The 18,005-nt window shown below is 66.7% G+C and carries 21 protein-coding genes and 2 tRNA genes; 8 read left to right on the forward strand and 15 right to left on the reverse strand.

Features of this window, described 5'->3' with window-relative positions; all coding sequences use genetic code 11:
* Positions 1–107: 107 nt before the first annotated feature.
* The 4 genes from nudC to AC5P9W_RS02345 all read right to left on the reverse strand — a co-directional run bounded on the left by nudC (position 108) and on the right by AC5P9W_RS02345 (position 2,810).
* A complete protein-coding gene (nudC, locus tag AC5P9W_RS02330) occupies positions 108–1,013 on the reverse strand; it encodes an NAD(+) diphosphatase (protein ID WP_111103067.1) in 906 nt (301 codons plus the stop codon).
* A 160-nt stretch (positions 1,014–1,173) separates the two neighbouring features.
* On the reverse strand, positions 1,174–1,566 hold the full coding sequence (gene erpA / locus AC5P9W_RS02335) for an iron-sulfur cluster insertion protein ErpA (protein WP_005419789.1): 393 nt from the start codon (positions 1,564–1,566) through the stop codon (positions 1,174–1,176).
* A 31-nt stretch (positions 1,567–1,597) separates the two neighbouring features.
* Positions 1,598–2,062: a bactofilin family protein gene (locus AC5P9W_RS02340; RefSeq protein ID WP_006398829.1), complete on the reverse strand. Its 465-nt coding sequence runs from the start codon at positions 2,060–2,062 to the stop codon at positions 1,598–1,600.
* Positions 2,063–2,066: 4 nt separating this feature from the next.
* Complete coding sequence (locus AC5P9W_RS02345) at positions 2,067–2,810, reverse strand: DUF6776 family protein (RefSeq protein ID WP_019661496.1); 744 nt, start codon at positions 2,808–2,810, stop codon at positions 2,067–2,069.
* Positions 2,811–2,989: 179 nt separating this feature from the next.
* Between AC5P9W_RS02345 and AC5P9W_RS02350 the strand changes: the two genes are divergently transcribed.
* From AC5P9W_RS02350 to AC5P9W_RS02360, 3 genes are read left to right on the forward strand one after another with little or no spacing between them, the layout of a single operon-like run.
* A complete protein-coding gene (locus AC5P9W_RS02350) occupies positions 2,990–3,607 on the forward strand; it encodes a DUF4126 domain-containing protein (protein ID WP_019661497.1) in 618 nt (205 codons plus the stop codon).
* A 44-nt stretch (positions 3,608–3,651) separates the two neighbouring features.
* Entirely contained in the window at positions 3,652–5,538 is a 1,887-nt protein-coding gene (locus AC5P9W_RS02355; protein ID WP_111103065.1) for an EAL domain-containing protein, read from the forward strand.
* A 1-nt stretch (position 5,539) separates the two neighbouring features.
* On the forward strand, positions 5,540–7,771 hold the full coding sequence (locus AC5P9W_RS02360) for an ATP-binding protein (protein WP_288041529.1): 2,232 nt from the start codon (positions 5,540–5,542) through the stop codon (positions 7,769–7,771).
* A gap of 1 nt (position 7,772) precedes the next feature.
* Here the strand turns inward: AC5P9W_RS02360 and bfr are convergent, their stop codons facing one another.
* The 3 genes from bfr to AC5P9W_RS02375 all read right to left on the reverse strand — a co-directional run bounded on the left by bfr (position 7,773) and on the right by AC5P9W_RS02375 (position 9,323).
* Entirely contained in the window at positions 7,773–8,243 is a 471-nt protein-coding gene (bfr, locus tag AC5P9W_RS02365) for a bacterioferritin (protein WP_005414691.1), read from the reverse strand.
* 141 nt (positions 8,244–8,384) lie between these two features.
* Positions 8,385–8,594 carry a (2Fe-2S)-binding protein gene (locus tag AC5P9W_RS02370; RefSeq protein WP_019661500.1) on the reverse strand — a complete coding sequence of 70 codons (210 nt, stop codon included), beginning with the start codon at positions 8,592–8,594 and terminating at the stop codon, positions 8,385–8,387.
* Between the two features lie 108 nt (positions 8,595–8,702).
* The gene (locus AC5P9W_RS02375; protein WP_019661501.1) at positions 8,703–9,323 is read right to left on the reverse strand and encodes an RNA pyrophosphohydrolase; all 621 of its coding nucleotides are present in this window, start codon (positions 9,321–9,323) and stop codon (positions 8,703–8,705) included.
* 121 nt (positions 9,324–9,444) lie between these two features.
* Between AC5P9W_RS02375 and AC5P9W_RS02380 the strand changes: the two genes are divergently transcribed.
* A tRNA-Met gene (locus AC5P9W_RS02380) sits at positions 9,445–9,521 on the forward strand.
* A gap of 55 nt (positions 9,522–9,576) precedes the next feature.
* Positions 9,577–9,651 (forward strand) — tRNA-Gln (locus AC5P9W_RS02385).
* Between the two features lie 282 nt (positions 9,652–9,933).
* Here AC5P9W_RS02385 and rpsI read toward each other — a convergent pair.
* Positions 9,934–10,326 carry a 30S ribosomal protein S9 gene (gene rpsI, locus AC5P9W_RS02390; protein ID WP_019661502.1) on the reverse strand — a complete coding sequence of 131 codons (393 nt, stop codon included), beginning with the start codon at positions 10,324–10,326 and terminating at the stop codon, positions 9,934–9,936.
* A 2-nt stretch (positions 10,327–10,328) separates the two neighbouring features.
* Complete coding sequence (gene rplM, locus AC5P9W_RS02395) at positions 10,329–10,757, reverse strand: 50S ribosomal protein L13 (protein ID WP_005414692.1); 429 nt, start codon at positions 10,755–10,757, stop codon at positions 10,329–10,331.
* 198 nt (positions 10,758–10,955) lie between these two features.
* On the opposite strand from rplM, the gene coq7 reads away from it, so the two are divergent.
* Complete coding sequence (gene coq7, locus AC5P9W_RS02400) at positions 10,956–11,600, forward strand: 2-polyprenyl-3-methyl-6-methoxy-1,4-benzoquinone monooxygenase (protein WP_058978875.1); 645 nt, start codon at positions 10,956–10,958, stop codon at positions 11,598–11,600.
* Between the two features lie 99 nt (positions 11,601–11,699).
* Here coq7 and AC5P9W_RS02405 read toward each other — a convergent pair whose 3' ends face one another.
* Together AC5P9W_RS02405 and speD are read right to left on the reverse strand one after the other, a co-directional pair.
* Positions 11,700–12,020, reverse strand: coding sequence for a DMT family transporter (locus AC5P9W_RS02405; protein WP_005419816.1), 321 nt, complete (start codon positions 12,018–12,020; stop codon positions 11,700–11,702).
* Between the two features lie 167 nt (positions 12,021–12,187).
* On the reverse strand, positions 12,188–12,982 hold the full coding sequence (speD, locus tag AC5P9W_RS02410) for an adenosylmethionine decarboxylase (RefSeq protein WP_019661504.1): 795 nt from the start codon (positions 12,980–12,982) through the stop codon (positions 12,188–12,190).
* 149 nt (positions 12,983–13,131) lie between these two features.
* On the opposite strand from speD, the gene crp reads away from it, so the two are divergent.
* Positions 13,132–13,821 (forward strand): cAMP-activated global transcriptional regulator CRP, encoded by a 690-nt coding sequence (gene crp, locus AC5P9W_RS02415; protein ID WP_010482649.1) that lies wholly within the window; start codon positions 13,132–13,134, stop codon positions 13,819–13,821.
* Between the two features lie 62 nt (positions 13,822–13,883).
* Complete coding sequence (locus tag AC5P9W_RS02420) at positions 13,884–14,645, forward strand: sulfite exporter TauE/SafE family protein (RefSeq protein ID WP_019661505.1); 762 nt, start codon at positions 13,884–13,886, stop codon at positions 14,643–14,645.
* 141 nt (positions 14,646–14,786) lie between these two features.
* Here the strand turns inward: AC5P9W_RS02420 and AC5P9W_RS02425 are convergent, their stop codons facing one another.
* The 4 genes from AC5P9W_RS02425 to AC5P9W_RS02440 all read right to left on the reverse strand — a co-directional run bounded on the left by AC5P9W_RS02425 (position 14,787) and on the right by AC5P9W_RS02440 (position 18,005).
* Positions 14,787–15,503 (reverse strand): haloacid dehalogenase-like hydrolase, encoded by a 717-nt coding sequence (locus AC5P9W_RS02425; protein ID WP_021202670.1) that lies wholly within the window; start codon positions 15,501–15,503, stop codon positions 14,787–14,789.
* Entirely contained in the window at positions 15,500–16,294 is a 795-nt protein-coding gene (gene trpC, locus AC5P9W_RS02430; RefSeq protein ID WP_019661507.1) for an indole-3-glycerol phosphate synthase TrpC, read from the reverse strand. Before trpC ends, AC5P9W_RS02425 begins: the two co-directional genes overlap by 4 nt.
* A gap of 75 nt (positions 16,295–16,369) precedes the next feature.
* Entirely contained in the window at positions 16,370–17,401 is a 1,032-nt protein-coding gene (gene trpD / locus AC5P9W_RS02435; protein ID WP_019661508.1) for an anthranilate phosphoribosyltransferase, read from the reverse strand.
* Positions 17,402–17,417: 16 nt separating this feature from the next.
* The gene (locus tag AC5P9W_RS02440; protein WP_019661509.1) at positions 17,418–18,005 is read right to left on the reverse strand and encodes an anthranilate synthase component II; all 588 of its coding nucleotides are present in this window, start codon (positions 18,003–18,005) and stop codon (positions 17,418–17,420) included.

Consider the following 18,005-nt stretch of genomic DNA (forward strand, 5'->3'; position numbering starts at 1 on the left):
CCTTACCTGTCGCAGCGGCGCCCCTCAGCGGTGAACCGGACTGTAACCCGGGCCGTGTTCAGGTGGCGGCAATACAGCAGCCACAACCGGCCCGGCCGCAGGCCGGTTCAGCCCTGCTGCTCGCGGTACCAGTGTTCGATCAGGCCGCGCGAAATCGAGATCGGCGGCGACAGGCGGATGCCCTGGCCATCGTCGTCCGCATCGCGTGCCAATGCTGCGCCAACCTCATCGGCAGTGAACCAGCGCGCGTCTTCCAGTTCGCCATCCACAGTCGGCAGGTCATCCTGCGCCTGTGCACGGAAACCGATCATCAGCGCGCCGGGGAACGGCCACGGCTGCGAACCGAGGTACTGGCAGGCGGTCACCCGCACCTTGCTCTCCTCGTGCACTTCACGCACCACGGTCTGCTCGAACGTCTCGCCGGGTTCGACGAAGCCGGCCAGCACCGAGTAACGACGCGGGGCCCAGTTCGACTGCCGGCCCAGCAGCAGCCGGCCCTGGTTCTCCACGGCGACGATCACGGCGGGATCGACACGCGGGTAGTGCTCGGTGGAACACTGCGCGCAACGGCCGACGAAGCCGCCTCGGGCAAACGCCACGGCGCCGCCGCACACACCGCAGAAGCGGGTGCGCGAGTGCCAGTAAGACATGCCGCGGGCATAGCTGAAGGCGGTCGCATCGGCCATCGACCACAGCAGCGCGGCCTGGCGCAGGTCGAGGCGACGTGGTGCGGTGACGGTGACGCTGGCGGCTTCAACCGAGAACCATGCTTGTTCCCCGCGCAGGCCGAGGAAGATCGCGGAGCCGGGACCACCCCCGATGTCGGCGCCGGTCAGCGCCAGCGGCTGGTCGTCATCGCCGGTAAAGGCGCTGCCGTCCTGATCGAGCACGAGAATGTGCGCGCCCGGCCACAGGCGCGCCAGTGCATCGGCATCGTCGCGCAGGGCATCGGCGCGCTCCAGCGGTTCGCCAACGAAGGCGAAACCGGAAAGCGGCGAAGAAGTATTGGGCATCCGGCAAGCGTGCCGCCAATCGATGCGGGTGGCAAGGTCGGCGCTGTGCGCAATCTGCTGTTGTGTGCATGGAGGCACAGAGCATCCACGCACGGCGTGGATCAACTGATCCGCTCTGGTGGGTGCCAACCGTGGTTGGCACATCCTGGCCACAGGGCTCTTACATGCTGAAGCTGCTGCCGCAGCCGCAGGTGGTCTTTGCGTTCGGGTTGCGGATCACGAACTGGGCACCGGTCAGGCTCTCGGTGTAATCCACCTCGGCGCCCATCAGGTACTGCAGGCTCAGCGGATCGACCAGCAGGGTCACCCCGCTGGTCTGTACCGCCAGGTCATCCTCGGCACGGTTCTCGTCGAACTCGAACCCGTACTGGAAGCCCGAACAGCCGCCGCCCTCGATGTACACACGCAGGGCCAGGTCGGGGTTGCCCTCTTCCTGGATCAGGGATTTGACCTTGGCGGCCGCCGACTCGGTGAAGTTCAGCGGGCGCTCCAGCGATTGGTAATCGGGCGCGGCAACCGGAGTGGCGCCGGGCAGGGAGACTAGCGTGCTCATGATGCCAGCATGGGGGTGCCGGGGATGGCTTTCAAGCCATCGCCTCGGCCAGCTTGCGGCGTGCAGCAGTGTCGCCCTTGCCGCCATTGGCCTCATCGCCTTCCGGCGCCGGCAGGGCCGCCATCGGGGCGCTGGCATGGATCAGGCGGCCGTTCAGCTGGGCGCCCGCATTCATCTCCACCACCTGGTAATGGACGTTGCCATTGACCCGTGCGCTCGGGGTCAACTCGACCTTCTCGGTGGCGTGTACATCGCCGTCCAGGCGGCCGCTGATGACCACCACCTGCGCGCGGATCTCGCCCTCGATCACGCCATGCTCGGCGACCGTCAGGGTCGCGCCACTGGCGCCTTCGGCGGCGATCACCTTGCCATGGATGCGGCCTTCCACGTACAGGCCACCACTGAATTCCACATCACCGCGGATCACCACCTGGTTGCCGATCAGGGCATCCACCACCAGCTGGCCTTCACGGTTGGATTTGCTGCTTCCGAACATCTGCCTACTCCCCTTTGGCGGCCGGCGCACCGGCCTGTTTCCAGTCGAATACCTGGGTGGTACCCCCCGTACCACTCCCCAATGTCACCCGCACGCGTTGCGGGGTGAAGTCAGCCGGCAGCATCACGCTGCCGGTGAGCTGCTGGAAGTACCGGAACGAGTAATCCTGTCCCGGTACCTTGCTGCGCTGGTGCAGATCATCCCAGCTGATCGTGGCCAGCTTGCCGTTCCTGACGCCTTCCACGGTGAAGCGCATCTGCCCCTGGCTGATGGCGCCGCGGTTGAGGTTCTGGGTCAGCACGGCGGTGTACTGCCAGGTGCCGGCCGCTTCCGGGCTGAACTCGATCGAATGGGTGTTCAGGCCCTTGCGCTGGCTGGTCGAACCCACCAGGCGCTCATAGAAGGCAACGTCGGCACGCAGGCCGGCGATTTCCTCATCGCGCTCGGCCAGCGAGGACTGCACCTCGGTGTTGGCAGCGCGGCTGATGCGGTCGGAGGCTTCCAGCGTGGCCTGCTTCTGGCGCAGTTCGGTCAGCTGCGCCTGCAGCGTCTCGGCACGCTTCTCGGCGGCCTGCAGGCGCTGGCCCTGGGCATCGCGCGGGGTGGCCATCCAGCAGCCACCGAGCACGGCCAGCACCAGGCTGAGCAGCCAGATGCCGCCGATCACCAGCAGGCGGCGACGGTCGGCAGGCGGTTGCGGCGCGCCGGGCAGGCGGACCTGCACGCGCATGGGAGGACGGTTGGTCATGGGTGGTTTCCGGGGTATCGCAAGGGCGACACCGGTACGGCCCCTGTGGCAAACGACGGGCTAGTGTATGACAGGACGGGTGGGTTTCCTGCGCAGCAGCGAGCCACGGTCTGTGGCGTTCAGGCATGCCATCGTCGATAGTGTGGTCCCCTGCACAGTTCCGTCGCCGGAGCATCGCCATGACCGAAGCCCACCTGTTCGTGATCGGCATCCTGCTGGCCTGGCTGGCCGGCATCCGCGTCTACCTCACCGTGTTCGGTGTCGGCCTGGCCGGCCTGCTCGGCTGGGTCGACCTGCCACCGGCCCTGCAGGCTACTGAATCGTGGTGGGTGCTGGGCACTTCGGCGGCGCTGGCGGTGACCGAATTCTTCGCCGACAAGATTCCCGGCGTGGACTCGGCGTGGGATCTGGTGCAGACCCTGGCACGTGTACCCGCAGGTGCCTTCCTTGCCGCAGCCACGCTGTCGCCGGATGGGCAGCTGGGTACCGGCGCACTTGCTGCCGGTGCCGGTGTCGCGCTGGCCAGCCATGGACTGAAAGCCGGCACCCGTGCCCTGCTCAATACCTCGCCCGAGCCTGCCAGCAACTGGGTGGCCTCCGCCGCCGAGGACACCGTGGTGGTCGGGGGCCTGGCCCTGGCCCTGGCGCACCCGTGGATCGCGCTGATCGTGGTGCTGGCCTGCAGCCTGGCGGGCGCGCTGCTGGTGTGGCTGGTCTGGCGCACCTTGTGGAAGGGCGTGCGCTGGCTGGCACGCAGTGCGTCGCCGGACGGTCCGCGCCAGCCGGGTACCGGTTGAACCTCGGGCTTGTCGCATAATGGACGCGAACACCAGGAGCACCGATGGCCGCAAACGAATCCCCCGCGGGCGCCCGCCCGGGACGCGCTGAATCCCCTCCGGCCGATCATTGGCAACGCTGGGCCGCGGAGCCGGCGAGCGCGGTCGCCGCAGTACCCGCAGTGGTTCCGCCGCTGGCCAGCTGCGACATGCCCGCATCGATCGGCAGCGCGCCACCGCCTCTGCCGGGCCCGGCCTTCCTGGCCGAGGCTGGCAACAACGACCAGGCGCCGTTGGCCTCCGATTCGCCCTACCGCGTGCTGATCGTCGAGGACGACCGCGCCCAGGCCCTGTTCGCGCAGAGCGTGCTGCACGGCGCCGGCATGCAGGCAATCGTGCACAGCGACGCCGATGGCGCGCTGCAGGCGATCAAGGAACACCGTCCCGACCTGATCCTGATGGATCTGCACCTGCCCGGACTGGATGGCATGCGACTGACCGCACTGATCCGCCAGCAGCCCGGCCTGCAGCTGCTGCCGATCGTGTTCCTCAGCGGCGATCCGGATCCAGAGCGCCAGTTCGAAGTGCTCGACAGCGGCGCCGACGATTACCTGAGCAAGCCGATCCGCCCGCGCCACCTGATCGCCGCCGTGGCCAACCGCATCCGCCGCGCACGTGCGCAGGCCGCGACCCTGCCCGGTGCCAGCGGCGTACCGGCCACCAGCAATCCGGAAACCGGCCTGCCGACGCGCCATCACGTGCTGCAGCAGCTCAACACCGCACTCGCCCACCGCGACCGGGGCGGTGTGTTCTTCATCGAAGTGGCCAGCGCGCTGGGGCTGCGCGAACGCTATGGTTATGCCGCCTTCGAGCGCCTGATGGTACAGGCCGGGCAGCGCCTGGCCGAGGCCGGCCATCCACACCTGCTGGCACGCCTGAACGACAACAGTTTCCTGCTGCTGGCCCGCAACGCCGACGAAGATGCCCTGGAAGGCATCGCCGCTTCCCTGCGCGAGCAGCTGTCGGCGCGTGCCTTCGTGATCCGCGACGACGAATCGGTGCACCTGCGCGGCGTGGTGGGTTATGCGCCGCTGTCGCCGGGCTTCGACGATGCCAACGCTGCACTGGAAGCGATCGAGCGCACCACTCTGCAGGCACGCCTGCTCAGCGCCGGTGTGGCGGGCCATGTGCACCGCCAGGCCGTCACCGAACAGGAGCACCTGGCACTGCTGGAAGGCCAGCTGGAGCTGGCCTATCAGCCGATCGTCGCCGTCGCCGGTGGCAACACCGCGCAGTACCAGCTGCTGCTGCGCCTGCGCCAGGCCGATGGCACGGTGCTGGCGGCCGGCCAGGTTATTCCGGCCGCCGAAGCGGCAGGCCGTATCGCCGACCTCGACCAGCAGGTGATGGAGCACGCGCTGGGCCTGCTGGATCTCTACCGGCACGCCACGCCGCCGCTGAACCTGTTCGTCTCGCAGTCGCTGCGCACCCTGCAGCGCGACGCCTTCGCCGACTGGCTGCTGGAATCGCTGCAGCAGCGTGACCTGCCGGGCAGTGCGCTGGTGATCGACGTGCGCCTGCCCGACGCACTGATCCACACCGTGCCGCTGCAACAGTTCTGCCAGCGCATGGCCGGCCCCGGGGTGCGATTCTGCCTGAGCCAGTTCGAGCCCAGCGGCGAAGCCGACGCCCTGCTGACCCAGCTGCCGCTGTCGTTCGTGCGCATGGCCGCGCGCTTCTCCAGCAGCCATGCCAACCCGGCCACGCGCGAGGAACTGCGCAAGGCGATCGAACAGGCACATGCGGCCGGGCTGCAGATCATCGGGCAGCAGATCGAGGACCCACAGGCCGCCGCGGCGATGTGGGTCGGCGGCGTCGACTACATCCAGGGCAACATGGTGCAGTCGGCCGGCAGCGACCTGAACTTCGACTTCCACAACGCGGTGCTCTGACGTGCCGCTGTGGGGCGTGCTGCTGGTTGCCCTTGCCGCGGCCGCCGTGGCGCTGCTGTTGGGCCTGCGCCTGCGCGCACGCAGCCGTGCACTGTCCCGGCTGCAACGCGCACACGATGCGCTCGCCGCCGAACGCGACCAGCTGCGCCGTACCACCGAACGCCAGGGCCAGCTGGAACAGCAGCTGCTGCAGGCCAAGCAGGCCGCCGAAGCAGCGGTGCTGGCCAAGGGCGAGTTCCTGGCCACCATGAGCCACGAGATCCGCACCCCGCTCAACGGCATCCTGCCGATGCTGGAGCTGATCGCGCACGGGCCGCTGGGCGAGGACCAGCGGCAGATGCTGGCCACCGCTTCGGCCAGTTCACAGCAGCTGCTGCGCATCGTCGATGACATCCTCGACTACTCACGGCTGGAAGCACAGGCGCTGGAACTGGAAATCACCAGCTTCAACCTGCGCGATCTGCTGGATGGCGTGGTGCAGCTGATGCAGCGCGCCGCCGACGCCAAGGGCCTGTCCCTGACCCTGCAGCTTGACCCGTCGGTGCGCCTGCCGGTGCGCGGCGACCCGGTACGCCTGCGCCAGGTGCTGAGCAATCTTCTGGCCAATGCCATCAAGTTCACCGCGCGCGGCCAAGTACAGCTGCGCGTGCAGCGGCTGGGCGAAGGCGCGGCCCAGCACCAGCTGCGCTTCGAGATCATCGACACCGGCATCGGCATCGATGAGGCACTGCAGGCACGCCTGTTCCAGTCCTTCAGCCAGGCCGATGCCTCGACCACGCGCATCTACGGCGGCACCGGCCTGGGCCTGGCCATCTGCAGGCGCATCATCGACCTGATGCACGGGCAGATCGGCGTGCAGTCCACGCCCGGCCAGGGTGCTACGTTCTGGTTCGAGATTCCGCTGCTGAAGGTGCCCGGCGACCTGCCGGCGATGGCCCGCGCGCCGACAGCGCTGCTGCTGTTCAGTGCCGATGCAATGCTGCAGAAACGCATCGAGCGCATCGCCGCCCACCATGGGCTGCAGGTGCAGATGCTGAGCCAGCTGGACGCCGTGGTCGAACAGCTGCGCACCGCGCCGCAACCCGGGCAACCGGCACCGGCGTGGCTGCTGGTCGATGCACGCGCGCGGCGCAGCGGCGAGGCGATGCTGCAGCAGGCACTGGCCGAGCGCGGTGACGACGACGCACTGCAGGTGCTCTGGCTGCAGGATGATGCACCAGCGCAACGACCGCGCCAGCGCCAGCTGCCCACGCACTTCGACGATGCCGCATTGCATGCACTCCTGGCCGCACCTGTCACGCCTGCCCGTCCTGCCGCCCTGCTTTCCAGTGTCGGAGATGGGGTACCCGCGCCGGTGCTGCCGCCACTGCACCTGCGCGTGCTGCTGGTGGAAGACAATACGGTCAACCGGATGGTGGCCGAGCAGCTGCTGCGCGTATTCCAGTGCGAGGTGCGCAACGCCGTCGATGGCGAGCAGGCATTGGCCGCACTTCGCGAAGGCGGCGTGGACATCGTGCTGATGGATTGCCAGATGCCGGTGCTGGACGGCTACGCCGCCACGCGCCACTGGCGTGCGGAAGAAGCGGAAACCGGGCGAGCGCGCCTGCCGATCATCGCGATGACCGCCAATGCCATGGCCGGCGACCGCGAGCGCTGCCTGCAGGCTGGCATGGACGATTACCTGTCCAAGCCGATCGCCCGCGCCACGCTGCATGCGCTGTTGAAGCGCTGGGGTGGCGGTAAAGCCGCATCACCTGCACGGCCTTCTGCAGAGCCGAGCATGGCTCGGCTGACGGCCAACAGCAGTGGGGCTCCATCAGCCGAGCATGGCTCGGCTCTGCAGGACGATGACAGCCGAGTGGGCTCCAAGCCACAACCGGTACTCGACCGCGATGTGCTGGACGAACTGCACGCGGTGATCGGCGACGCCGCCATCCAGATCGTGTCGGTCTTTCTTGACGATGCGCCAGCGATGGTGCAGCAGCTGCAGCAGGCCGCGCAGAGCGGCGACGAGCCCCGCCTGCAGGCGGTCGCGCACAGCCTGAAATCGTCGAGTGCGAACGTGGGAGCCCTGTCGCTGTCGGCGGTCGCGCAGCGCATCGAACGCGAGGCCCGTGGTGGCAGCCTGCAGCGCCCCGCGGTGGCGGTCGCGCTGCTGGTTGCCGAATTCGCCCGGGCACGTGTGGCGCTGACGGGCTACCTGGCGCAGCATCGTGCCGGCCAGGACAGCTGACTCACTCTTCCAGCTTGCTCAGCAGGTACTTGGGCTCGCCGATGCGCTCGATCAGGTCGAGCTGGGTTTCCAGCCAGTCGATGTGTTCTTCTTCCGAATCGAGAATCTTCACGAACAGCTGGCGACTGACATAGTCGCCGACCGAATCGGCATAGGCGACGGCCTCGCGCAGGGTGACCACGCCGTCGCGCTCCAGCGACAGGTCGCACTGCAGGATCTCGGTCGGGTTCTCGCCGATGCGCAGCTTGCCCAGCGCCTGGAAGTTCGGCAGGCCTTCGAGGAACAGGATGCGGTCGGCGAGCATGTCGGCATGCTTCATCTCGTCGATCGATTCCTTGTACTCGTGCTCGGCCAGTTCCTTGATGCCCCAGTTCTTCAGCATCTTGGCGTGCAGGAAGTACTGGTTGATCGCGGTCAACTCGTTGTAGAGGACCTTGTTGAGGAATTCGATGACCTTGGTGTCGCCCTTCATGGGATGCTCCTGCACGCTGAAAACGCAGGCACTTTAACGCCTTGTCTGCGGCCGTGAAGGAACGCGAATCGTGCGCATTGGCCTGTGCGGCCGCGCGTGAAGGATGCGAAAGCGCGGCGTCAATGCGCCGCGAAGAAACGATCAGGCAACCTGGGCCAGGCCCAATACCGGCAGCGGCAGATCGTGGGTCGCACGCGCCTTGGCCAAGAGGTCCGCGGCCATGTCCAGGCAGGAACCGCAGGTCGCACCACAGCCGGTCCGCATGGTCAGTTCGGCCACCGTGCTGACACCATGGCTGGCGGCTTCGCGGATCTGGTGGTCGGTGACTCCGTTGCAGATGCAGACGTACACAGGCGGGAACCGGGCTGACAGGCCAGGAGCGGCCTGATGGCTATTCCAATGGAAACGAGAATGGTTGTCAATCAGAGACCTGAACCATTCTCGATACCGTTCAGCCCGTCAGCTGGCTGGGCCATCACCCGTGGCCTTCTTCGGCCAGTAGCCGCGCGTCCGCGGGCGCTTGCGCGGGCGGTCGTGGCCGGCCGTGTGGCCGGGCATCCAAGCCTCGGCGGCGCTCTTGGGCATGGCGGTTACGCCCTGCCCGGCGACCCCGCGCGCCAAAGGCGCCAGATGACGCAGTGCGCGCGCATAGACGCCGCGCTTGAACACCACCACATGCTCCACCGGGTACCAGAAATCGACCCAGCGCCAATGATCGAACTCGGGCGAGTCAGTGTGGTCCAGCTTCACATGGGATTCGTCGCCGGTCAGGCGCAGCAGGAACCAGACCTGCTTCTGGCCGATGCAGACCTGCCGCTCGTTGCGGCGGATGGCCCGCGCCGGCAGCTTGTAGCGCAGCCAACCGGGCGTGGCCCCGAGCACTTCCACATGCTCAGGCAGCAGGCCGGTTTCTTCCTGCAGTTCACGATACATGGCCTCGACGGGCGTCTCATCGGTGTTCATGCCCCCTTGCGGGAACTGCCAACCATCCCGGCGCACGCGTCGTGCCCAGAACACCTGGCCGTCCTGCCGCATCAGCACAATGCCGACGTTCGGTCGATAGCCGTCCGGATCGATCACGATGCGGACTCCTAAGAAAATCTACTGCCCGGGACTATCCCACGCCCTCTGTCGGCCCACAAGCACGGCACAAAAGTGTTGACAGGGACGGTACACATCCGCAGAATAGCGGGCTCACCAAGGCTATGTAGCTCAGCCGGTTAGAGCACAGCACTCATAATGCTGGGGTCGGTGGTTCGAGTCCACCCATAGCCACCACACTGAAAATGAAGTTGTTTTTCAGCGTGATAAGTGAGAAAATCGTTGTACGTTTTGCCCCGTCGCCAAGCGGTAAGGCACCTGACTCTGACTCAGGCATTCGGTGGTTCGAATCCATCCGGGGCAGCCAAATTAAAAGCAAAAGGCCAGATCGAAAGATCTGGCCTTTTGCTTTTAATTTGGTCACGCATTCCACCTTATCCCCGCGCCTGTCGGCGCACCCCCTTGAACAACAAGGGGGCTCTTCTCCAGAGAGAGGCCCGGGGTCGGACATGCAAAAAGACGGGTAGTGCCGGCCGCTGGCCGGCAACCACGAAATGCCTGACTCCAAAACGACAAAAGCCCGGCCGAAGCCGGGCTTTTGCTTTTCCATCCAGCGGGCCCCCGAAGGAGCCCAACCAGGCGCAGCAGATCAGCGCTTGGAGAACTGGGTGGCGCGGCGGGCCTTGTGCAGACCGACCTTCTTACGCTCGACTTCGCGGGCGTCGCGGGTCATGAAGCCAGCCTTGCGCAGCTCGGACTTCAGGCTTTCGTCGTACTCGACCAGCGCACGGGCGATACCCAGACGGATCGCACCGGCCTGGCCGGTGGTGCCGCCGCCAGCGGCGGTGACCAGGATGTCGAAGCTTTCGGTGTTCTTGGTCAGCTCGAGCGGCTGGCGCACGATCATGCGCGCGGTCTCACGACCGAAGAACTCGTCCAGCGGACGACCATTGACGGTGATGTTGCCCGAACCCTTGCGCAGGAACACGCGAGCGGTGGAGGACTTGCGGCGGCCAGTGCCGTAGTTTTGAGTGATAGCCATGATTAGATATCCAGAACCTGCGGCTGCTGTGCGGCGTGCGGATGCTCAGTGCCGGCGTAGACCTTGAGCTTGCGGTACATCTGGCGACCCAGCGGGCCCTTCGGCAGCATGCCCTTGACGGCGATCTCGATCACGCGCTCCGGGTGGCGCTCCAGCGCCTGGGCCAGGGACTCGGTCTTCAGGTTGCCGATGTAACCGGTGAAACGGTGATACATCTTGTCCTGCAGCTTCTTGCCGGTGACGGCAATCTTTTCTGCATTGATGACGACCAGGTAGTCGCCGGTATCAACGTGCGGGGTGTAGACCGGCTTGTGCTTGCCACGCAGACGGCGGGCCAGCTCGGTGGCGAGACGGCCCAGGGTCTTGCCCTCGGCGTCGACGAGGTACCAGTCGCGCTGGACGGTCTCGTTCTTGGCAGTGAAAGTGCTCATGAAGAACTCTAGGTTAGGTCGGGCTCATTGCGGCGAAAGGCTCGCCGGAACTCTGCCACGCGTTGTGAAAAGGTGAAGCGCAAGAGGCGGGATTGTACTGGCCTTGCCAGCCACTTGCAAGTGGACCGTCAGGCCGGGTTGGCACGGACGCAGGGCCGGGCGAGAATCGGGGGGACTTCCGCCCCACCGCGTACTGCCATGACCGTGCTCCGCCAGACCACCCCGCTGGACCACCTGCTGACCGAGGCGCAGCGCGCCCTGGACACGGTGTTCGGCAACCCACCGGCGGCCCGCCCCTACCCGGCTGCGGAGACCGACGAGCCCGGCATGGGCAGCGCCGAGCGCCGCCATGCAGCCGGCCTGATGCGGATCAACCACGTCGGCGAAGTCTGCGCGCAGGGCCTGTATTTCGGCCAGGCCGCCGTGGCCCGCGACCCGGCCACGCGTGAACACCTGCTGGAAGCGGCCCAGGAAGAGACCGACCATCTGGCCTGGTGTGCCACCCGGCTGGCCGAACTGGACAGCCGTCCCAGCCTGTTCAACCCCCTGTGGTACGCCGGCAGCTACACGATCGGCACCCTGGCCGGGCTGCGCGGCGACGGCTGGAACCTGGGCTTCGTGGTCGAGACCGAGCGCCAGGTGGAAGCCCATCTGGACGAGCACCTGGTCAATCTGCCGCCCGGCGATCTGCGCAGCCGCGCGGTCATCCAGGTGATGAAGGAGGACGAGGCCCGCCATGCCGAGCACGCCGAGCAGGCCGGCGCACGCCGCCTTCCGTTCCCGATTCCGGGCGCGATGGCACTGGCCTCCAGGGTGATGAAGACCATCGCTTACCGCATTTGAACGGCCGCCCGCACCAACCGTGCGGGCCTACCAGGAGGTGCGGGGGGGGGCCGACGGTGGGGGCCGACGGTGGGGCCCGACCGTTGGTCGGGCCATCAATCAGTTCGGCGACACCAGCTTCAGGCCGATCACGCCGGCCACGATCAGGCCCACGCAGGCCAGGCGCGCCGGCGATGCGCTGTCGTTGAACAGGTAGATGCCCAGCACCGCCACACCCATGGCACCGATGCCGGTCCAGATCGCATAGGCCGTGCCGACCGGGATGCTCTTCATCGCCTGGCTCATCAGGTACAGGCTGATCAGGGCGGAGACCACCGTAGCAACGGTGGGCAAGGGTTTGCTGAAGCCTTCCGAGTACTTCATTCCGAGGGCGAAACCGATCTCGAACAGGCCGGCCAGCAGCAGGTAGATCCAGGGCATGGGTGGGGGCTCCTTACCTTTTTGGGAAAAAACGAAACGGCCCGGTGTTTTCACACCGGGCCGTGGGTCGGTACATCACCATGGAGCAAATCGCGCGTGCGACGCCAGTTCCACGGGGCGGGTCGTCCCGCCTGGGTGGCGATGCCTGCGGGCATCGCACATGGGGCTTACTCGGACAGGTTCCGGCCGTGGAACAACTCTTCGATCTCGCGCTTGAGCAGCGCCTCGATCTTCATGCGCTCCTTGAACGACAGGTTCCTGGCCTTTTCCTCGAACAGGTACTGGTCCAGGTCGAAGTCCTTCAGGTGCATCTTCGTGTGGAAGATGTTTTCCTGGTAGACGTTGACGTCGAACATCTCGTAACGCGACTTGATGTTCTTGGCCAGGAAGTTCTGGATCGAGTTGATCTTGTGGTCGATGAAGTGCTTCTTGCCCTTCACATCACGGGTGAAGCCACGGACGCGGTAGTCCATGATCACGATGTCCGATTCCAGGCTCTCGATCAGGTAGTTCAGGGCCTTCAGCGGGGAAATGACGCCACAGGTGGCCACGTCGATGTCCGCGCGGAACGTCGCGATACCTTCCTGCGGATGGGTCTCCGGGTAGGTATGGACCGTGATGTGGCTCTTGTCCATGTGCGCGACCACGGCGTCGGAGATCAGCTCCTTGCCGGCCAGCTTCTTGTCGATCACCGGTTCTTCGGAGATCAGGATGGTCACCGAGGCACCCTGCGGGTCGTAGTCCTGGCGGGCCACGTTCAGGATGTTGGCGCCGATGATCTCGGCGACATCGGTCAAGATCTGAGTCAGCCTGTCGGCGTTGTACTCTTCATCGATGTATTCAATGTAACGCTGACGCTCCTCTTCGGTGCGCGCGTAACACACGTCATAGATGTTGAAGCTCAGCGCCTTGGTGAGGTTGTTGAAACCCTGCAGCCTCAGGCGAGGCAACGGCTTGACCACGGCGGTCGATTCCTGTGTAAGAAGGGAAAGGGGGAATTATGGGGCAAACTGCCCCCGGGGGGAACGTGAAGAGCGCTCACATCTGGCACACTGTTTGCCCTTAACAATTGCGCTGGTTAAGCTCCGCTATCGACCCCGTGAATCCGTTCATGCGCAGAGGGAGCGCTCCTATCGTGTCAACCGTGCGCCTAGCTAGCAGTCCACTGGCCCTGGATATCGCCACAATCGATCGTTTCCTGGCGCACAGCCACAGGCGGCGATACCCCACCCGTACCGACGTCTTCCGGCCCGGGGACCCGGCGGGAACCCTGTATTACGTCATCAGCGGCTCGGTTTCGATCATGGCCGAGGAAGATGACGATCGCGAGCTGGTGCTGGGCTACTTTGGTGCCGGCGAATTCGTCGGCGAGATGGGCCTGTTCGTCGAATCGGACCGCCGCGAGGTGATCCTGCGGACCCGCACCGCCTGCGAGCTGGCTGAAATCAGCTACGAGCGCCTGCATCAGCTGTTCCTCGGCCCGCTGTCGGCCGATGCCCCGCGCCTGCTGTATGCGCTGGGCCAGCAGATTTCCAAGCGCCTGCTCGACACCAGCCGCAAGGCCAGCCGCCTGGCGTTCCTGGACGTGACCGACCGGATCGTGCGCACCCTGCACGACCTGGCGCAGGAACCGGAGGCGATGAGCCATCCGCAAGGCAGCCAGCTGCGTGTATCGCGCCAGGAGCTGGCGCGCCTGGTCGGCTGCTCGCGCGAGATGGCCGGCCGCGTGCTGAAGAAACTGCAGACCGACGGCCTGCTGCATGCCCGCGGCAAGACCGTGGTGCTGTACGGCACCCGTTGACCGTTGAGCACCCGGTGGGTGCGGACCTTGGTCCGCACTCCCTGGCGCGCTAGGCTCGGTGCATGGAGCTGAGCAGCGAATTCTGGTGGTTCATCCTCATCGGCCTGGGCGCACAGCTGGTCGACGGCGCGCTGGGCATGGCGTTCGGCCTGGTGTCCTCGTCGGTGATGCTGAGCATGGGCCTGCCGCCGGCGCAGGTCAGCGCCAGCATCCACACCGCTGAAGTGTTCACCACGGGCGCCTCGGGGGTGTCGCACCTCGCAGCCGGAAATGTCGATAAACGCCTGTTCCTGCGCCTGGCCCTGCCCGGCGCAGTGGGCGGCGCCCTGGGCGCGTACGTGCTCACGCAGCTCCCGGGCGAGATCATCCGGCCACTGATCTACCTGTACCTGCTGGTGCTGGCGATCATCATCCTGGCCCGCGCCGCTGGGCGCTGGATGCCCAAGGGCGAGATCCGCCGGGTGCCGGTGCTGGGCTTCTTCGCCGGCCTGCTCGACGCCAGCGGCGGCGGTGGCTGGGGGCCCATCGCCACGTCCACCCTGCTCGCCCGGGGCGGCCAGGCGCGCACCACCATCGGAACAGTCAACGCGGCCGAGTTCGTGGTCACGTTGACGGTGTCAGCGACCTTCCTGTTGTCGATGGGCGTGCAGCACCTGCAGATCGTCGCCGGCCTGCTGATCGGCGGCATGATGGCCGCGCCGGTGGCGGCGATCCTGGTCAAGCGGGTGAAGGAGCGCTGGGTGCTGGTGGCCGTGGGCGTGCTGGTGCTGGGCATCAGCCTGTTCCAGATCGGCCACGCGGTGTACGGGCACCTGGGGCGCTGAGCGCTTGCCGGCCAGCGGCCGGCACTACCGGACGGAGAAGCGCCGGCACAACCGCGACGGAGAAGGGTAGTGCCGGCCGCTGGCCGGCAGATCCGTCATCGTGCGATGGGGTCGGAGGCCCTACGCGGATCTGACCCCGGGCTACGCCTTGTCACCGCCGCGGTCAGCGCAGCCCCAGTTGAGGATGCGGGTGCCGGCGGGCAGCACGCGGCGGAAGAACGCCACCCGGCCCGGCTTCGGGTTCACCACCACCGGTGCCTTGGCCGCCAGCAGCAGCGGCAGGTCGGCGGTGCTGTCGGAGTAGGCGATATCGATATCGCCGTAGCCGCGCTCGCGCAGCATGCGCATTTTCTCTTCGTTGTGGCAGTGACGGGTTGGACCGACGCCGCCCAGCCGTGGGCCGACCTCGGTACCGATCACCGGCACATCCTGATGGGCCACGAAGGCCAGGATCGCGCGTGCAAGCTCCGGCGGCGCACCTGTGGCAACCACCACGCGGTCGCCCTTGGCCCGGTGCGCGGCGAACACCTCCAGCGCCTGCGGCAGCAGCTTGGCGCGCATCTGCGCCTCGTTGCGCAGCACATAGGCGTCGATCACCTTGTTGAAATCGCGCGCACGGTGCAGGCCGAAGCTGCCGATCCACACGTAGACCGAAATGCCGGCACGACGGGTCGGCAGCAGCGCCACCATCGGCCCGGCGATCGGCGTGACCAGCAGCGCCGCCAGCATGCGCAACGGGTTGCGCTTGATCAGCGAGGCGAACAGATGGGTGCCCGAATCGCCGTCGTAGAGGGTGTGGTCGAAGTCGAAGACCACCAGCGGCGCATCCTCGCGCGGCGTCGGATAGTGCGTTTTCATGCCGCGAAGAATAGCTGACGCAGGCCCTCGCCCGGCTCTTCCACGCGCATGAAGGCCTCGCCCACCAGGAACGCGTGGATGCCGGCATCACGCATCAGCGCCACGTCCTGCGGCCCCAGGATGCCACTCTCGGTGACCAGCAGGCGGTCGCGCGGCACGGCCTGCTGCATGTCCAGCGTGGTCTGCAGCGACACCTCGAAGGTGCGCAGGTTGCGGTTGTTGATGCCGATCATCGGTGCCGGCACCTGCAGCGCACGCTCCAGTTCGTCGATGTCGTGCACTTCCACCAGCACGTCCATGCCCAGCGACAGCGCCAGTTCGGACAAGGTGGCCAGCTGGGTGTCGTCCAGCGCGGCCACGATCAGCAGGATGCAGTCGGCGCCCAGCACGCGCGCTTCGTACACCTGGTAAGCGTCGATCACGAAGTCCTTGCGCAGCACCGGCAGCGTGCAGGCCTCGCGGGCCTGCTGCAGGTAGGCGTCGGCACCCTGGAAGAAGTCCACGTCGGTCAGCACCGACAGGCAGCTGGCACCGCCGAATTCGTAGCTGACGGCGATGTCGGCCGGGCGGAAGTCCGGGCGGATCACACCCTTGGATGGGCTGGCCTTCTTCACCTCGGCGATCACCGCCGGGTCGCCATTGGCCACCGCCGCCTGCAGCGCGCGCACGAAGCCGCGTACCGGCGGGGCGCTGGCCGCGGCGGCCTGCAGCTCCTCAAGCGGGCGCTGGGCGCGGCGCTGGGCCACTTCTTCGGCCTTGCGGGCCAGGATCGTCTGCAGGATGTCGCTCATCGTCTTCGGGTCGGTGCGGGGGCGGTGAGGACGGCCATTATCGGGCCATCGACGGGGTCAGGCTGAACCGCGCGCTCAGGCAACCAGCGCGCGGGTGGTTTCAATGTACTGCTGCAGGCGCTGGCGGGCGCTGCCATTGGCGATGGCGGCACGGGCACGGGCCAGGCCATCGCCGATATCGCTGGCCACGCCGGCAACGTACAGGGCGGCACCGGCATTGAGCGCCACGATGTCCAGCGCCGGGCCCGGCTCGTTGTCCAGCACCGCGCGCAGCATCTGGATGGACTGTTCCGGGCCGTCCACGCGCAGGTTGCGGCTGGCCGACATGGCGATGCCGAAGTCTTCCGGGTGGATCTCGTACTCGCGGACCTTGCCGTCGCGCAGCTCGCCCACCAGGGTGCCCGCCCCCAGCGAGATCTCGTCCATGTTGTCGCGGCCCCAGACCACCATCGCGCGCTCGGTGCCCAGTTCGCGCAGCACGCGGGCCTGGATGCCCACCAGATCGGGATGGAACACGCCCATCAGCACAGACGGCGCGCTGGCCGGATTGGTCAGCGGGCCGAGGATGTTGAAGATGGTGCGCACGCCCATCTCGCGGCGTACCGGCGCGACCACCTTCATCGACGGATGATGGATCGGCGCGAACATGAAGCCGATGCCGGTCCGCTCGATGGCCGCGGCCACCTGATCCGGCTGCAGTTCGATCACCGCGCCCAGCGCTTCCAGCGCATCGGCACTGCCGGACTTGGACGACACGCTGCGATTGCCATGCTTGGCCACGCGCGCGCCGGCGGCGGCCGCGACGAACATCGAGCAGGTGGAGATGTTGAAGGTGTGCGAGCCATCGCCACCGGTACCGACGATATCAACCAGGTTGGAGGTATCGGCCACCGGCACTGGCCGGGCGAATTCACGCATCACGGTGGCCGCCGCGGCGATTTCGTCCACGGTCTCCTTCTTCACGCGCAGGCCGGTGAGGATCGCGGCGGTCATCATCGGAGACACATCGCCGCGCATGATCTGCCGCATCAGGTCGACCATTTCGTCGAAGAAGATTTCGCGGTGCTCGATGGTGCGATGCAGGGCTTCCTGGGGGGAGAAGCTCATGGGTATGCTCCTTGGATCAGGCCGCCGGGCGCTGGAGGAAATTGCGCAGCAGCGCGTGGCCGTGTTCGGTGAGGATGGATTCGGGATGGAACTGGACGCCTTCCACCGGGAACTGGCGGTGGCGCAGGCCCATGATCTCTTCGATCGAGCCGTCCTCGTTCTCGGTCCAGGCGGTCACTTCCAGGCAGTCGGGCAGACTGTTCTTGTCCACCACCAGCGAGTGGTAGCGGGTGGCCTGGTAGCGGTCCGGCAGGCCGGCGAACACGCCCTTGCCTTCATGTCGGATCGGCGAGGTCTTGCCGTGCATGATGTTGCCGGCGCGGATGACGGTGCCGCCGTAGACCTGGCCGATGCCCTGGTGGCCCAGGCACACGCCGAGGATCGGCGTGGTCGGGCCCAGGCGTTCGATCAGCTCCAGCGAAACGCCCGCTTCGTTGGGGGTGCACGGGCCGGGCGAAATGACGATGCGCTCGGGCTTCTGCGCGGCGATCTCGTCCACGCTCATCACATCGTTGCGCACCACCTTCACTTCGGCGCCCAGCGTCTGCAGGTACTGCACGAGGTTGTAGGTGAAGCTGTCGTAGTTGTCGATCATCCACAACAT

The sequence above is a fragment of the Stenotrophomonas sp. YJH_SMC_33 genome (assembly GCF_059372295.1).

Excerpts from the sequence above, each read along its gene's own strand:
- nudC (WP_111103067.1), bottom strand. The coding sequence starts at position 1,013 with ATGCCCAATACTTCTTCGCCGCTTTCCGGTTTCGCCTTCGTTGGCGAA.
- crp (WP_010482649.1), top strand. The coding sequence starts at position 13,132 with ATGCGCAGAGGGAGCGCTCCTATCGTGTCAACCGTGCGCCTAGCTAGC.
- AC5P9W_RS02345 (WP_019661496.1), bottom strand. The coding sequence starts at position 2,810 with ATGACCAACCGTCCTCCCATGCGCGTGCAGGTCCGCCTGCCCGGCGCG.
- rplM (WP_005414692.1), bottom strand. The coding sequence starts at position 10,757 with ATGAGCACTTTCACTGCCAAGAACGAGACCGTCCAGCGCGACTGGTAC.
- AC5P9W_RS02420 (WP_019661505.1), top strand. The coding sequence starts at position 13,884 with ATGGAGCTGAGCAGCGAATTCTGGTGGTTCATCCTCATCGGCCTGGGC.
- rpsI (WP_019661502.1), bottom strand. The coding sequence starts at position 10,326 with ATGGCTATCACTCAAAACTACGGCACTGGCCGCCGCAAGTCCTCCACC.
- erpA (WP_005419789.1), bottom strand. The coding sequence starts at position 1,566 with ATGAGCACGCTAGTCTCCCTGCCCGGCGCCACTCCGGTTGCCGCGCCC.
- AC5P9W_RS02340 (WP_006398829.1), bottom strand. The coding sequence starts at position 2,062 with ATGTTCGGAAGCAGCAAATCCAACCGTGAAGGCCAGCTGGTGGTGGAT.
- AC5P9W_RS02405 (WP_005419816.1), bottom strand. The coding sequence starts at position 12,020 with ATGCCCTGGATCTACCTGCTGCTGGCCGGCCTGTTCGAGATCGGTTTC.
- trpD (WP_019661508.1), bottom strand. The coding sequence starts at position 17,401 with ATGAGCTTCTCCCCCCAGGAAGCCCTGCATCGCACCATCGAGCACCGC.
- AC5P9W_RS02425 (WP_021202670.1), bottom strand. The coding sequence starts at position 15,503 with ATGAAAACGCACTATCCGACGCCGCGCGAGGATGCGCCGCTGGTGGTC.
- AC5P9W_RS02355 (WP_111103065.1), top strand. The coding sequence starts at position 3,652 with ATGGCCGCAAACGAATCCCCCGCGGGCGCCCGCCCGGGACGCGCTGAA.
- trpC (WP_019661507.1), bottom strand. The coding sequence starts at position 16,294 with ATGAGCGACATCCTGCAGACGATCCTGGCCCGCAAGGCCGAAGAAGTG.
- coq7 (WP_058978875.1), top strand. The coding sequence starts at position 10,956 with ATGACCGTGCTCCGCCAGACCACCCCGCTGGACCACCTGCTGACCGAG.
- AC5P9W_RS02440 (WP_019661509.1), bottom strand. The coding sequence starts at position 18,005 with ATGTTGTGGATGATCGACAACTACGACAGCTTCACCTACAACCTCGTG.
- AC5P9W_RS02350 (WP_019661497.1), top strand. The coding sequence starts at position 2,990 with ATGACCGAAGCCCACCTGTTCGTGATCGGCATCCTGCTGGCCTGGCTG.
- bfr (WP_005414691.1), bottom strand. The coding sequence starts at position 8,243 with ATGAAGGGCGACACCAAGGTCATCGAATTCCTCAACAAGGTCCTCTAC.